This window comes from Micromonospora thermarum, from assembly GCF_012034245.1.
Classification (GTDB): domain Bacteria; phylum Actinomycetota; class Actinomycetes; order Mycobacteriales; family Micromonosporaceae; genus Micromonospora; species Micromonospora thermarum.
Map to the genome: position 1 here is coordinate 21,276 of NZ_JAATEO010000001.1, position 13,872 is coordinate 35,147.

Consider the following 13,872-nt stretch of genomic DNA (forward strand, 5'->3'; position numbering starts at 1 on the left):
TACCTACTTGCCGCGAGGCAGGACGATCAGGCGGGCCACGCCGTTCTCGCCGTCCTTCGCGCCGGCGACTCCGAGCACGCTGCCCACCTCGACCGCCTCGGGCTGGACCGTCCGGCGGCGCTCCAGCACCCGCAGTTCAGGGCCGAAGGTCCAGGTCATCGTGAAGCCGTCGGTGGACTTCACGGTCATCTTCTGCCCGTCGATCGCGGTCACCTCGCCGCGCTGCACCGCGACGGTCTTCGTACCGCCGTCCTTCGTCTGCACCACGACCTCGCCGTGCAGGGTGTTCTTCCGCAGCAGCACCCGGGCCTGCCGGCGCTTGCGCCACTCCTCGGCACGCTCCCGGCGACCCGGCGCCGCGGAGGTCGACGGCGACGGCGAGGCCGGCGCGGCGACGGTCGCCACGTCCATCTCGGCCGGGTCGAAGCCCATCGCGGCCAGCGCCTGACCCTCGACCCCCATCGCGGCGGCGACCTCGACGGCCGCCTCCCGCGCCGGTTCACCCGTCACCTGGGCCGCGCCGCAGCCGGTGAGACCGAGCGTGACCGCCGCGAGCAGCGTGGTGGCGGCGAATCCCCAACGTGCCATGACTCTCCCTCTCGTCGCTCCGTGTGGCCGCGCCAGCCGCGACTTCGACACGAGCCCAGCCTGCCCTCGACGGGCGAGCGGCGCGTCAGGCCGATGTTCGGGTCCGGTAAGGATCCGGCGGCAGCCGGACCGTGAACGCGGCACCGCCCTCCGGCGCGTGCCCGGCGGTGATCTCCCCGCCGAGCCGCCGGACCAGGCCCGCGGCGAGCGCCAACCCCAGGCCGCTGCCGACCTTGCGCACCCCCCGGTACCGCTGGTGCAGGGCGCCGCGCTCGAACGCCACCGCCAGGTCGTCGTCGGTGAAGCCGGGTCCGCCGTCACGGACCTCGACCACTCCGCCGTCGGCCCGGTCCGCGCCCGCCGGCCGGACCGCGAGCACCACCGGCGCTCCCGGGGGTACGACCCGCAGCGCGTTCTCCAGCAGCCCGTCCACCACCTGCCGGATCCGGCCCGGATCGGTGTACGCGGGCACCGGCCGGTCCGGAATCTCGGCCCGGAACGGCACCCCCACGGCGGCGCACCGGGCGGCCCAGGCGGGTTCCGCGTCGGCGGCGAGCCGGGTCAGGTCGACGGGCACCGGTTCGAGCGGGAAGTCGGCGGCCTCCAGCCGCGCCAGTGCCAGCAGGTCGCTCACCAGCCGGTCCAGGTGCTCGGCCTCGGCCAGCACGGTGCGGCCGGTACCGGTCACCTCCTCCGGGCCGATCACCCCGTCGGCCAGCGCCTCGGCGTACCCGCGGATCGCGGTCAGCGGTGTCCGCAGCTCGTGGGAGACGGAGAGCAGGAACTCCCGCTGCCGCCCCTCGCTGGTCGCGAGCGCGGCCGCCAGTCCGTTGAGGGCCTCCGCCAGGTCCGCCACCTCCTCCGGTGGCTCGACCGGGATCCGGACCGCCCGCTCACCGGCCCGCAGCCGCGCGGCGGCGGCCGCCGCGTGCCGGATCGGCCGGGCCAGCCGGCGGGCGAGCAGCAGCCCGGCGACCACGCCGGCCGCGAGCCCGGCGAGCAGCGGCAGCCAGAGACTCCGGACCACCTGCCGCCACACGCCGCCGCGCTCGACGGCGCGGGCGAGCACCACCCCGTCGCCGCCCGGCAGGGCGCGCCCCTCGACCAGGGCCGGACGGCCGGCGACCGGCCGGCGGCCGGAGAAGTTGTGGCCCTCGGCGACGCGCTGCACCACCCGGGGCGGCAGGCCGGGCCGGGCAGCCTCGCCGTCCCGGATCAGGTACGCCTCGACGCCCTGCGCCCGGAGCTGCCGGATCAGCCGCTCCTCGTCGCCGGTCCGGGGCGTGTCCAACCGGCTCCGCAGCGCCTCGGCGGCAAGCCGGGCCTGGGCGGCCAGGGCGCGCTGCTCGCCCCGCTCCACCCCGCGTACCACGAGGGGGATCCCGACTAGCGCGGTGACCAGCACCGAGATCAGCGCGACCGCGCAGGTCACCAGCACGGCACGGGACGTCAGCGTGCGGCCGGATCGGGGACGGGGGGCCGGGTACGCCCCGGTCACCGGCAACGCGACGGTCGGCGCGTCGACCGGGTGGTCACGCATCGGCGGCGTACCCCACACCCCGGTGGGTGCGGATCACGCTCACCGCGCCGAGCTTGGCGCGGACCTGCGCCACGTGCACGTCGACCGTGCGGGTGCCGGCGTGCGCGGCGTACCCCCAGACGGCGGCGAGCAGTTCCTCCCGGGTGAACACCCGGCCGGGGCGGGCCATCAAGTGGGCGAGCAGGTCGAACTCGGTGGACGTCAGGTGCACCGGGACACCGGCGGCGGTGACCGTACGCCGGCCCGGGTCCAGCGTGACGGGGCCGACCGCGCGCGGCCGGTCCGCGCTCTCCGGCGGCCCCGCGGTACGCCGCAGGACCGCCCGGACGCGGGCCACCAGCTCGCGGGGGCTGAACGGCTTCGTGACGTAGTCGTCGGCGCCGAGTTCGAGCCCGACGATCCGGTCCACCTCGTCGTCGCGGGCGGTGAGGAAGATGACCGGCGTCCAGTCGCCGGCCTCGCGCAGCCGGCGGCACACCTCGGTGCCGGCCAGACCGGGCAGGGCGATGTCGAGGACACAGGCCACCGGGCGGAGCCGGCGGGCGGCGGCCAGGCCCGCCTCGCCGTCGCGTTCCAGGTGTACGCCGAAGCCGTCCCGCGTCAGATAGAGCCGGACCAGGTCGGCGATGGCCGGCTCGTCCTCCACGACGAGGACGAGTCCGCGGGACGGCGCGTCGGCGGTCACCGGCCCATGATGGCCGACCGGGTCGGTGCCGCGAGGTCCGGGACGTGTTCGGGTTCGGTAAGGACGTGCCCGGTCAGCGGACCACGACGGGACGGAACGCCGCCGGCCGCGCGGTGGCTGGCGCAGGGTCCCCGATCGTGGCCACCAGCCGCTCGCGGGCGGGGCGTACGCGGGTGCGGAAGGCGTGGTTGAGCAGGGCGTCCAGCTGCCACACCTGCTTCGGGTGCCGGGTGCGGATGAGGAACCGCTCCCGGACGCCGTCGATCGCGGTGGCGGCCAGCTCGACGGAGTGCAGTCGCGGATCCGGGCTCCACGTGACGTTGCTCAGCTCACGCAGCTCGGTGTTGAGGTGCAGGCGCAGCCGGTGCAGGACCCGGGTCTGCTGGGTGACGACCAGTCGGCGGTGGGTCAGCAGCAGCAGGTACTCGCCGGCCACCGGCCGGTCCGGCCGGCTGCACCGGGTGACCAGGATGGTGGCGTCGCCGGAGCCGACACAGCGGCGGAAGACCGGCATGTGCCGGCTGGCGGTCTGCATCGCCACGCCGGCGTCGGCGGCGGCCGGGAGGAACGTTCGGGAGAAGACGTCCATGCCCTGCCCAACGACGCCCGAGCGGGGGTGACGTGGGCCACTCGGCGGAATTTGCAAGTTGCATGCCCGCCGTCGCACCGGGGGTGCGACGGCGGGCGTTGCGAACGGCGGGGGCAGTCCGGAAGCGCCCGCTACAGCAGCGGCTTCTGGAGGTAGTTCCACTTCATGCCGACGATGAGGACCGGGCCCGACCAGCCGCTGCCGAGCCAGCCGTACCGGTGGAGGAGACCCGTCGTCAGGTCCACCGCGACGAGGTCGGCCCGACCGTCCCGGTCGAAGTCACCGACGCGGACCAGATCCCGCTTGTTGGCGAACCCGCTGCCGACCTTCACCGGGGAGCCGAGCTTCCCCGCGGTGGTCACCGAGTAGCGGTACAGGGAGCCGCTGCTCTTCTCGCGGGCGATCAGGTCGACCTGGCCGTCGGCGTTGAGGTCCGGCCCGCCGGTCAGCTCGTCCATCTTGTTCCAGCCGCCCGTGGCCAGCAGGATGCGGCTGCCGAAGGAGGTGCCCCGGCCCGGGTAGAGGTACAGCGCACCGGTGGCGGCACTGACGCCGAGCAGGTCGGGGTATCCGTCCCGGTTGTAGTCACCGATCGGGGTGATCTCCCGCAGCCCGTTCCACCCGGTGCCGATCCACACCCGGGACGCGAACGCGCCGGTCCCGGTGCCCGGGTACAGCCAGAGGTTGCCGTTGGTCGAATCACGGGCGATGACGTCCTCGCCGCCGGACCGGTTGAAGTTCCCGGGGCGGACGACCGCGTCCATCACCTTCCAGCCGGTGCCCAGGGAGACCGGGGCACCGAGTCTGGTCCCGTCGCCGTGGCGGACGAGGAGCTGCCCGCTGAAGCCGTCCCGGTAGAGCAGGTCGGACCAGCCGTTCCCGGTGAAGTCACCGGTACCGGTCGCGGGTAGCGGCGCGAAGTCGACGTAGTTGGAGTCGATGTTGAGGGTGACCCCGCCCCAGGTCTCGTGGTGGTCGCCCCGGTACTGCTTCATGCGTCGCTTCGGCATCCAGTAGCTGGCCGGGATCGCCGCATCGGTGACGGTCGACACGCCGTCCCACTTCGCGAAGTCCAGGTAGTCGGGCCGGACGTGGTCGGTCCGGGGGTACGCCGTCACCTGGTCCGCCACGCCGGAGGAGAGGCTGCTGTAGAAGCCGGAGAAGTAGCCGTGGTCGTGCAGCCGGGCCGTCCACGCGCTCAGGTATTCGTTGACCGCTTTCGTGCACGCGGTATCTCCCGTGGGATACGCCTCGATGTCGACGATCAGGACGCTCTCCGGGGCGAGCCCGAGGTTCCGGGCCTGGGCCGCGGCGTCGTCCGCCTCCGCCCGGCCCTGCGCGGCCGCCAGCTCCGGGTTGATGCGGTTGCGGAAGCCGGTGCACGGAGCCTGGAGACCGACGTAGAGCGGGATGAGATGCCATCCCGCCGCCTGCTGCGCCGCCACCCACTCCCTGGTGAGGTTGGGCTGGGCGCAACCGCGGCTGATCCCACCGATGTAGATCCCCACGCCCCGGTACGGCGACTGCAACCAGGCCTGCATCTGGGCGCTGGAGGGAGCGGTGCAGGTGTCGAACGCCTGCCCGGTGAAGGTGCCGGGCTGTGGACCGGTGGTCGCGGCCGCCAGCCGGACGGCGGACGCCGCGTCGGTGCCGGATCCCGTCCCGTCGGGTCCGCTGAGCACGGTGGTGCCGAGCAGCGCGGTTGCCAGCACAGCGGAGAGCCCTGCGGCGAGACGGCGCGACCGGCACCCGGAGGTGCGAGAAGTCATGTGTCCCCGTTTTTCGTCGGCGAAGAGCCGGCGGACGGGCCTGTGAGGCCCTCACTCGACGCCGGCTGGCTGATTCTGCCTGGCCGGCGTCGTCGATGTCCACAGAGGCCGTGCTGATGACCGCGAATCCGTCCAGGGACCGTCGGCTCGCAGCGGGATTCCGGCACCCGGCCTACACCGGGTTGGGGGCGAGCAGCTCCTCCAGCCAGCCGGGCACCGCCTCGGCGTACTCGCGGCGGGCCGGGTCCGGCGTGTCGAGGGCCCGGCGCCAGGACAGGGAACGGCTGACCGTGGTGACCCGCGTGGCGATCCCGGCCAGCTCGCGCAGCGTCGCCCGGTCGTGCCGGTCGGTCCACGGCTCCAGGTACGCGTCGCGCAGCCGCACCAGCGTCGGGTCGTCCGGCGACAGCTCGGACGAGTACGCGACCGACCGGAGGGTCACCAGCAGCGTGCCGAACGGATGGGCCAGCGAGGCGTCGCCCCAGTCGAAGAAGCGGTACCCGTCGCCGGTCACGAAGATGTTGCCGTCGTGCAGGTCGTCGTGCTGCACGGTGGGGGCGACACCCGATTCGGCCAGCCGCCGGCAGTCCTCGGCGAACGTGTCCCGGTGCGCGCGGAGCCGCTGGTGCGCCTCCGGGCTGAGCCCGCCCTCCGCACCGAGCAGCAGGGACTCCTCGTCGTCGAGCAGCGCCTCGAACAGCTCGGGCAGCACCTGCGGACGGTGGTCGGGCAAACCCAGGGCGAGCAGTTCGTCGGCGTACGCGGCGGTGGTGAGCTGGAGGTCGGCGTACTCCGGCAGGATCCGCTCCCAGCGGGAGAGGTCCCGGTCGCGGGACAGCACGTCCCGCAGCGACTTCCCGCCGGCGGGCAGCAGCGACCAGCCGCGCCGCGCGTCCACGGCGATCGGTTCCAGCACCCGGCCGGGGGCCAGCCGGGCCAGCGCGGCCAGCAACCCGGCCTCGTGCACCGTCCCCGGGTTGTTGGCCTTGAACCAGACGTCGCCACCGTCGGTGGGGACGCGCCAGACCAGGGACCACGGTCGGACCCGGGCCTCGACCGGCCCGGTCACGTGTCGGCCGTGCGGCCGGAGCCGCTCGGCGACCCAGTCGAGGGCGAGGTCGCCCCAGCGCGGGTCGGCCCAGTCGGCCTGCGGTGTGTCGGTGGTCGTCACGCTCGGCAATCTAGGTCGCCGGCGGGTCCGCCGGCGACCTAGATTACGCCGGTCAGAGCAGCTCGACGATGGTCGCGTTGGCCATGCCGCCGCCCTCGCACATCGTCTGGAGGCCGTAGCGGATGTTGTTGTCGCGCATGTGGGCGAGCATCGTGGTCATGATCCGGGCGCCGGAGCCACCGAGCGGGTGCCCCAGGGCGATCGCGCCGCCCCGCGGGTTCAGCCGCTCCGGGTCGGCCTCGGTCTCCGCGAGCCAGGCCAGGGGCACCGGGGCGAACGCCTCGTTCACCTCGTACACCCCGATCTCCTCGATGCCCAGCCCGGCACGGCGCAGCGCCTTCGCGGTGGCCGGGATGGGGGCGGTGAGCATGGTGACCGGGTCGTCGGCGGCGACCACGGCGGTGTGGATGCGGGCCAGCGGACGCAGGCCGTGCCGGCTGGCCCACTCGGCGGTGGTGACGGCGAGCGCGGCCGCGCCGTCGGAGATCTGGGACGCGGACCCGGCGGTGACCACACCGTCGGGCCGGAACGGGGTGGGCAGCTCGGCCAGCTTCTCCAGTGAGGTGTCGCGGCGGATGCCCTCGTCGGCGCTGAACTTGCCGCCGTCGGCGAGGGCGACCGGCGCCAGCTCGGGGTCGAAGGCGCCGGCGTCCTGCGCGGCGGCCGCCTTCTCGTGGCTGGCCAGCGCGAACTCGTCGAGCTGGGTGCGGGAGAAGCGCCAGCGCTGGGCGATCAGCTCGGCGCCGACCCCCTGGTTGAACGGGAGCGGAGAGTCGGCGGCGACGCCCTCGACGCCCCGGTAGCGCTCGAGGATCGCCGGGCTGAACGGCATGCCACCGGCCACGCTGGAGCCCATCGGCACCCGGGTCATCGACTCGACTCCACCGGCGACGACCAGGTCGGCCTGCCCGGACAGCACGGTCGCGGCGGCGAAGTGCAGAGCCTGCTGGCTGGAGCCACACTGGCGGTCGAGGGTGGTGCCGGGCACGGACTCCGGCCAGCCGGCGGCGAGGACAGCGTTGCGGGCGACGTTCCACGACTGCTCGCCGACCTGGGAGACGCATCCCCACATCACGTCGTCCACCAGGGCGGGGTCGATGCCGGTGCGCTCGGCGAGAGCGCGCAGCACGTGCGCGGACAGGTCGACCGGATGCACACCGGCGAGGCTTCCCTTGCGCCGCCCCACGGGGGTGCGTACGGCGCCGACGATCACTGCGTCACTCATGTCTACTCCCCGGTAACCTGGGCCGGCTTCGATCGTACGTCGCCGCCCGACCGGCCGTCTCGCCCCACTGGCATGCTGGGCGCATGGATCCAGAGTCGTCCGGGAGGCGGGAGTGGCGGGTGCCGGCCGCCCTGCCGGCGGTCAAGGCCGGTGGCGCGGTCGCCCTGGTCGCGCTCGGTCTCCTGCTCGCCGACGGTGACCCGGTCCGGCTCGTCCTGGCCGGGGTGGTCGCCGCGGCCCTGCTCGTCTGGGCCGCCCGGGACGTGCTGGCACCGGTCCGCCTGGCCGTCGACCCGGACGGGCTGACCGTCGTCCACGGCTTCGCGGGGCACCGGCGGCTGCCCTGGTCGCAGGTGGAGGCGGTCTCCGTCGACCGGCGGACCCGGCTCGGCCTGGCCAGCGCCGTCCTGGAGGTCGACACCGGGGAGTCGCTGCACCTGTTCGGCCGCTACGACCTCGACGCCGACCCGGCCGAGGTCGCCGAGGAGCTGAACGCCGTCCGGCCGGCGCCCTGACCGGCGCGCACTGGTCCTGACCGCGCGCGGAGCCCGACCGGCGCCCGGCGGGCCGGCCGGCACACGGCGGGCTGGCCGGCACGCGGCGGGCTCGTTCTCAGGCGAGCAACGCGGCGGTGCGGATCAGCGCCAGGCCGAGCAGCGCCGCCACGATCACCGCGCCACCGGCGCCCTGCACCAGCGTGCGCCGCGAGCGCGGGGCGTACGCGAGGACGAGGGCCATCAGCCCACCGACCGCGAGGCCGCCGAGGTGGCCGGGGATCGAGATGCCCGGCACCGTCAACGTGAAGACCAGGTTGATCACCAGGATCGGGATGACCTGGGAGATGTCGCGACCCATCCGGCGCTCGATGACGATCAGCGCGGCGAAGAGCCCGAAGATGGCGGTCGACGCGCCGGCGGTGGGCCGGTTCGGCTCGGTGAAGACGTAGGCGAGGACGTTCCCGCCGAGGCCCGAGATCAGATAGAGCGCGGCGAAGCGCAGCCGACCGAGCTGGGCCTCCAACGACCGGCCGAGCACCCAGAGCGCCCACATGTTCAACGCCAGGTGGATCACGCCGAAGTGCAGGAACATCGCGGTGACCAGGCGGTACCACTGGCCCTCCGCGATGCCGCCGACCGTCCCGTCGGGGAAGATCGCCGCGCCGAGCACGGAACCCCAGTTGGTGAGGGGGGTGCTGTCACCGAGCAGCCCCCCGAGGCCGCTGCCGCCGATCACCGCGCCACCGCTACCGGCGGAGGCGATGGACAGCAGCATGACCAGCACGTTGATCACGATCAACGCCTTGGTCACGTAGCCGTGCCGGCCGGCGGCACCGCCACCGAAGGCGGTGCGCGCCGGCCGTACGCTGCGGCGCCCCTCGTTGACGCACTCCGGGCACTGGAAGCCGACGGACGCCTCGCGCATGCAGTCCGGGCAGATCGACCGGTCGCAGCGGGTGCAGCGGACGTACGTCTCCCGGCCGGGGTGCCGATAGCAGACCGGGGTGGTCGGCGGGGACTCGCTCACCGGTCGGTCCTGGTACCCGGGCGCTCAGTCATGCGAGCAAAGGTACCTCGCGACCGCTCAGGAACCGCTGCGCTCGATCTCGACCCGCTCGATGACGACGTCCTGCAGCGGCCGGTCGGCCGGGCTGGTCGGGGTGTTGGCGATCGAGTCCACGACCTTCGCGGACTGCTCGTCCGCCACCCGGCCGAAGATGGTGTGCCGGTTGTTCAGGTGCGGCGTCGGCGCGACCGTGATGAAGAACTGCGAGCCGTTGGTGCCCGGCCCGGCGTTCGCCATCGCCAGCAGGTACGGCTGGTCGAAGCGCAGCTCGGGGTGGAACTCGTCGGCGAAGGTGAAGCCGGGGCCGCCGCGGCCGGTGCCGGTGGGGTCGCCCATCTGAATCATGAAGCCGCTGATGACGCGGTGCGAGATCGTGCCGTCGTAGTACGGCCCGCTGCCCGGCTGGCCGGTGCGCGGGTCGGTGTACTGCTTGGTGCCCTCGGCCAGTTCCACGAAGTTGCGGACGGTCTTCGGGGCGTGGTTCGGGAACAGCTCCAGCCGGATCGGACCGGCGTTGGTGTGCAAGGTGGCGTAGACAGCCTCGGCCACGGGTACTCCTCACTCGTTGGTCAGTTCCATGCGGATCCTCCCATGTGCCCGATCTGGTCATGCGGAGGCATCCGAAGGTGGAGGATGACGGAGGACAACTCCCAGGAGGTGGGACCGTGTTTGGAATCGGGCGGCGAAAGACCCAGGGGCAGCTCGCGAAGGCCGAGTTGAACCAGGGCTTCGGTCACCTGAAGCAGGCCGCGACGTACGCGGCGAAGGGTGCCGGCGCCACGGTCGGCCCGCGGGTCCAGGCGGCCCGGGGTGCCATCGCGCCGACCGCCGTCGTCATGCGTGACCGCGCTTCCAGCGGCTACGCGTCGACGGTCGCAGCCCTCGCCCCGCTGGCCCTCGCCCTCCGCAACGCGCAGGTCGAGGGTAAGGCCGCCAACGGAAAGGCCGCCGCCAAGCAGGCCGCCGTCAGCAGGAAGGTGAAGGCGAAGAACATGAAGGCAGCGCGCAAGAAGAAGAAGTCGGGCCGGGGCGGGATGATGACCGGCCTGCTCGCCGCCGGCGCGGTGGCGGGCCTGGCCGGCGCCATGGCCATGCGGCGGCGGCGCGAGCAGCAGGAGTGGGCCGAGTACGACCCGACCCGCTCGCTGGAGCCGATGCGGGACGAGGTGGACACCATCGAGGTCACGACTCGCACGCCCGCCGAGAAGGCGACCTCGGCGTCCACCGTGGCCGGTGGTTCCGGCACGGCTGGCGGGCCGACCGGCGCGGGCAGCTCGGCGGTGGCCGGCGGCAGCAGCGCCTCGACCACCAGCCCCACCAAGCAGGCGTCGGTCCACGCGACCGACAAGATCCCCTCGGTGGCCGAAGGCGCCAAGGAGTCCTCGGGCCGCCCGGCCGACGACCTGAGCAAGGCCCTCAACAAGAACGGCCGCCGCTGACCCCCGGCCGTGTCAACCCCGCGATCTTGCACTTGTGGTCCCGCGTTCGCGGCTTTCGCCACGTTCGTCCGGGCAGGAAGTGCAAGATCGCGGGGTTTTGACCGTCAGAGCCAGCCGTTGCGCCGGAACCAGCGGTACAGGGCCAACGAGATGCCCAGCATCAGGGCCAGGATCGTCGGGTAGCCGTAGGTCCATCTCAGCTCGGGCATGAATTCGAAGTTCATGCCGTAGATGCCGGCGATGGCGGTCCAGACCGCGGCGATCGCCGCCCAGGCCGCGATCTTGCGCATGTCGTTGTTCTGGTCGACGGTGACCTGCGCCAACCGGGCCTGGAGGATCGAGTTGAGCAGGTCGTCGTACGAGTTGACCTGTTCGACGGTGCGGCTGAGGTGGTCCTGCACGTCGCGGAAGTAGCGCCGGATCTCCTTCGGCACGTCCCGGTTCATCTGCGCGGTGAGCGTCATGAGCGGGCGCTGGAGCGGCATCACCGCCCGCTTGAACTCGACCAGTTCCCGCTTCATCTGGTAGATCCGCTGGATGCGACCGGTGGCCTGCCGGTCGAACACCTCGGCCTCCAGGATGTCGAGGTCGTCCTCCAACTGGTCGGCGACCTCCAGGTAGAGGTCGACCACCCGGTCGGTCACCGCGTACGCGACCGCCCAGGGGCCGTGGAGCAGCAGTTCCTCCTTGGTCTCCAGATCCGCGCGAACGGGGGCGAGCCGACAGGCGTCGCCGTGCCGCACGCTGATCAGGAAGTTCGGCCCGATGAACAGCATCACCTGACCGGTCTCGACGACCTCGGAGGTCTCGGTCAGCTCGGTGTGCTCGCAGTAGCGGGCCGTCCGCAGCACCAGGAAGCTCACGTCACCGAACTGCTCCAGCTTCGGCCGCTGCTGGGCCTTGACCGCGTCCTCGACGGCCAACTCGTGCAGCCCGTACGTGGCGGCGATCTCGGTCATCTCCGCCAGCTCGGGCTCGTGCAGACCCAGCCAGACGAAGCCGTCGTCCGTCTGCCGCGCCGCGGCCAGCGCCTCGGCGTAGGTCCAGGTGCCCGACCGGCGCTTCCCGCCGACGTAGAGCGCGCAGTCGACGACGGAGTTGCGTCGCGGACCGGCCGGCTCCGGCACGCGTGGCGAGCCGTCGGGGGCGAGCCGCCGGGTCATGGCCCGCACCGGCGCGACCCAGTCGCGGGACCGGGTCATCCGGCCACCACCCGGCAGCACCGTCCGTGCCCGCTCCGTGCCGTCCGCCATCACGCCCCCCCTTCCACGCAGCGTCGCGGATTGCAGGGTACGCCGTCGGCGACCTCACCGCCGGTGACGGACCGCCACGGGGGTGGCGCCGGGCGGGCCGGGCCGTGTTGGGGGGTGAGGGGACGACACGGCCCACCCGGCGCCCTGTGGGGGCGGGGGATTGTGCTGGTGGCGCCGTTCCACGTGCGTCGGGCGGGCGTGCCCGGATGGGCGCCGCCCGGGTCACCCGACGGTGACCTCCGCTACACGTGGTGAATGACGCTCGCAGCATTGTGGGCCGGCAGCCGCCCCGGCGGGAGCCCCGGGACGGCTGATATCGCCGAACTGTCGGGAACCCGACAGAAATTCAGCCCCGAACTGCTGCAACCGCCTCGGCGAGTCGGCGTACGCCCTCGTCGATCCGGTCGGCGGTCACCGCCGAGTACGCCAGGCGCACCGCGTGCCGCCCCCCGTCGAGGACGAAGTCGCTCCCCTTCACCACGGCCACGCCACGCTCGGCCGCGGCCGGGGCGAGCTTGTCCACGTCGACGTCCTCGGGGAACTCCACCCAGAGGAAGTAGCCACCGTCCGGCTCCACGAACCGGGCGTCCGGGATGTGCCGCCGCAGCGACTCGCCCAGCACCCGGGCGCGCTCACCGAGGGCGCGGCACACGGTCTCGATCGAGCGGTCGATCGCCCCCGAGACGCAGAACTGGTGCACGATCGCCTCGGAGACCATGCCCGGCGAGATGTAGAGGCTGGTCGCCTTCTTGGCGATGTCGGCGATCAGGTCGGCCGGCCCGACCAGGTACCCGACCCGGACGCCCGGGCAGACCGTCTTGGTGAAGCTGGAGGCGTGGACGACCACGTTGCGGGTGTCGAGCGAGAGCATCGACGGCAGCGCCTCGCCCCGGAACCGGATGTCCGCGTACGGGTCGTCCTCGAAGATCGTGAACCCGTACTCGGCGGCGAGGTCGAGCAGCTCCCGCCGCTTCTCCAGGCTCAGCGTCACGCCCGCCGGGTTCTGGTAGTTCGGGATGATGTGGGCCAGCCGGGGGCGCACGCCCGACTCCAGCAGCTTGCGCAGCTCGGCGGTGTCCAGGCCGTCCGGCTCGATCGTGATGCCGTGCAGCTCGCTGCCCATCCGCTTCAGGTTGAGCAGGGTCCGGTCGTACGTGGGCCGCTCCACGACGACCGCGTCGCCGGGACGGACCAGGTGGTCGAAGAGGAACGCGTCGGCCTGGAGCGATCCGTTGGTGACCAGGACCTGGTCGGCCTGGACCCCGTGCTTCTTCGCGATCCACTCGCGCAGCGGGAGGTAACCGACGGAGGTGCCGTACGCCGTCACTCCGGCGGGGTCGGCGTCGAACGCGCGGACGGCGGCGGCCTTGAGCCCCTCGACATCGACGATGTCCAACGAGGGAGCGCCACGGGCGAAGGAGATCAGCTGCTCGGCGGTCATGGCTGTTGAGCGTACGGAAGGCGACGGGGTGCGTGCGGTCGGCACGGCGATGTCCGCATCCTGAGCCACCGGGACGGGTGACCGGGCTCGACCGGTCGGCGGCAGATCAGACCGGAAGGCCGAGCGGGTCGTGCTGCGCCTCGCGGGAGAGCCCCTCCACGTGCAGGCCGAGCGCCGTGACCAACTGTCCCCAGTCGAAGTAGGACCGCCAGGCGGCGATCCGTCCGCGCCGTACGCGCACCACGTCCACGACGTCCCAGCTGATCGTCCGCATCGTCGGCGCGACGGTGCCGAAGGGCGTGTGCAGCACACCGGTGTGGGTGCCGGTCAGCCGCTGCTCCACCGCCGCCCCGCCGGCCGTCTGCACGGCGCCGAGCCGGTCCACGTACAGGTCGGGGAAGGCCCCGGTCCAGGTCCGCAGCAGCGCCGGCAGCTCGATCGGGCGCACGGTGACACCCGGCATGGCGTAGAAGGCATCCGCCGCGTACAGGTCGGGCAGCCGCGCCACGTCGCGGCGCAGGAGCATCGCGTACTGCTGCTCGACCAGTCGGTCCGCGCCGGGCATGGCGTCCTCCCCCGCGGGCCGCGGCCCGTCCGCGCCCGCAGGGG

The 13,872-nt window shown here is 73.1% G+C and carries 14 protein-coding genes; 2 read left to right on the plus strand and 12 right to left on the minus strand.

Annotated features, from left to right (window positions below; translation table 11 throughout):
- Window positions 1-3: 3 nt before the first annotated feature.
- The 7 genes from HCJ94_RS00110 to HCJ94_RS00140 form a co-directional block, all read right to left on the minus strand.
- On the minus strand, window positions 4-588 hold the full coding sequence (locus tag HCJ94_RS00110) for a hypothetical protein (RefSeq protein ID WP_167998882.1): 585 nt from the start codon (window positions 586-588) through the stop codon (window positions 4-6).
- 85 nt (window positions 589-673) lie between these two features.
- The gene (locus tag HCJ94_RS00115; RefSeq protein ID WP_167998883.1) at window positions 674-2,128 is read right to left on the minus strand and encodes a sensor histidine kinase; all 1,455 of its coding nucleotides are present in this window, start codon (window positions 2,126-2,128) and stop codon (window positions 674-676) included.
- Window positions 2,121-2,813: a response regulator transcription factor gene (locus tag HCJ94_RS00120; RefSeq protein WP_167998884.1), complete on the minus strand. Its 693-nt coding sequence runs from the start codon at window positions 2,811-2,813 to the stop codon at window positions 2,121-2,123. The genes HCJ94_RS00115 and HCJ94_RS00120 overlap by 8 nt, the downstream gene beginning before the upstream one ends.
- 73 nt (window positions 2,814-2,886) lie before the next feature.
- Window positions 2,887-3,402, minus strand: coding sequence for a hypothetical protein (locus HCJ94_RS00125; RefSeq protein WP_167998885.1), 516 nt, complete (start codon window positions 3,400-3,402; stop codon window positions 2,887-2,889).
- Window positions 3,403-3,533: 131 nt separating this feature from the next.
- Window positions 3,534-5,114, minus strand: a complete 1,581-nt coding sequence (locus HCJ94_RS00130; RefSeq protein WP_167998886.1) for a glycoside hydrolase domain-containing protein — start codon at window positions 5,112-5,114, stop codon at window positions 3,534-3,536.
- Between the two features lie 229 nt (window positions 5,115-5,343).
- Complete coding sequence (locus HCJ94_RS00135; RefSeq protein WP_167998887.1) at window positions 5,344-6,342, minus strand: phosphotransferase; 999 nt, start codon at window positions 6,340-6,342, stop codon at window positions 5,344-5,346.
- A 52-nt stretch (window positions 6,343-6,394) separates the two neighbouring features.
- A complete protein-coding gene (locus tag HCJ94_RS00140; protein WP_167998888.1) occupies window positions 6,395-7,567 on the minus strand; it encodes a thiolase family protein in 1,173 nt (390 codons plus the stop codon).
- Between the two features lie 83 nt (window positions 7,568-7,650).
- Between HCJ94_RS00140 and HCJ94_RS00145 the strand changes: the two genes are divergently transcribed.
- A complete protein-coding gene (locus HCJ94_RS00145) occupies window positions 7,651-8,082 on the plus strand; it encodes a PH domain-containing protein (protein WP_167998889.1) in 432 nt (143 codons plus the stop codon).
- Window positions 8,083-8,179: 97 nt separating this feature from the next.
- Here the strand turns inward: HCJ94_RS00145 and HCJ94_RS00150 are convergent, their stop codons facing one another.
- Window positions 8,180-9,091, minus strand: a complete 912-nt coding sequence (locus HCJ94_RS00150; RefSeq protein ID WP_167998890.1) for a rhomboid family intramembrane serine protease — start codon at window positions 9,089-9,091, stop codon at window positions 8,180-8,182.
- A gap of 57 nt (window positions 9,092-9,148) precedes the next feature.
- Window positions 9,149-9,679 (minus strand): peptidylprolyl isomerase, encoded by a 531-nt coding sequence (locus tag HCJ94_RS00155; protein ID WP_155329715.1) that lies wholly within the window; start codon window positions 9,677-9,679, stop codon window positions 9,149-9,151.
- A gap of 59 nt (window positions 9,680-9,738) precedes the next feature.
- Here HCJ94_RS00155 and HCJ94_RS00160 point away from each other — a divergent pair, with 59 nt between their 5' ends.
- Window positions 9,739-10,569: a hypothetical protein gene (locus HCJ94_RS00160; protein WP_167998891.1), complete on the plus strand. Its 831-nt coding sequence runs from the start codon at window positions 9,739-9,741 to the stop codon at window positions 10,567-10,569.
- Between the two features lie 104 nt (window positions 10,570-10,673).
- Here the strand turns inward: HCJ94_RS00160 and corA are convergent, their stop codons facing one another.
- The 3 genes from corA to HCJ94_RS00175 form a co-directional block, all read right to left on the minus strand.
- A complete protein-coding gene (corA, locus tag HCJ94_RS00165) occupies window positions 10,674-11,732 on the minus strand; it encodes a magnesium/cobalt transporter CorA (RefSeq protein ID WP_167999156.1) in 1,059 nt (352 codons plus the stop codon).
- A 436-nt stretch (window positions 11,733-12,168) separates the two neighbouring features.
- Window positions 12,169-13,263, minus strand: coding sequence for an aminotransferase-like domain-containing protein (locus HCJ94_RS00170; protein ID WP_167998892.1), 1,095 nt, complete (start codon window positions 13,261-13,263; stop codon window positions 12,169-12,171).
- A 106-nt stretch (window positions 13,264-13,369) separates the two neighbouring features.
- Window positions 13,370-13,828 carry an ester cyclase gene (locus tag HCJ94_RS00175; RefSeq protein WP_167998893.1) on the minus strand — a complete coding sequence of 153 codons (459 nt, stop codon included), beginning with the start codon at window positions 13,826-13,828 and terminating at the stop codon, window positions 13,370-13,372.
- Between the last annotated feature and the right edge of the window lie 44 nt (window positions 13,829-13,872).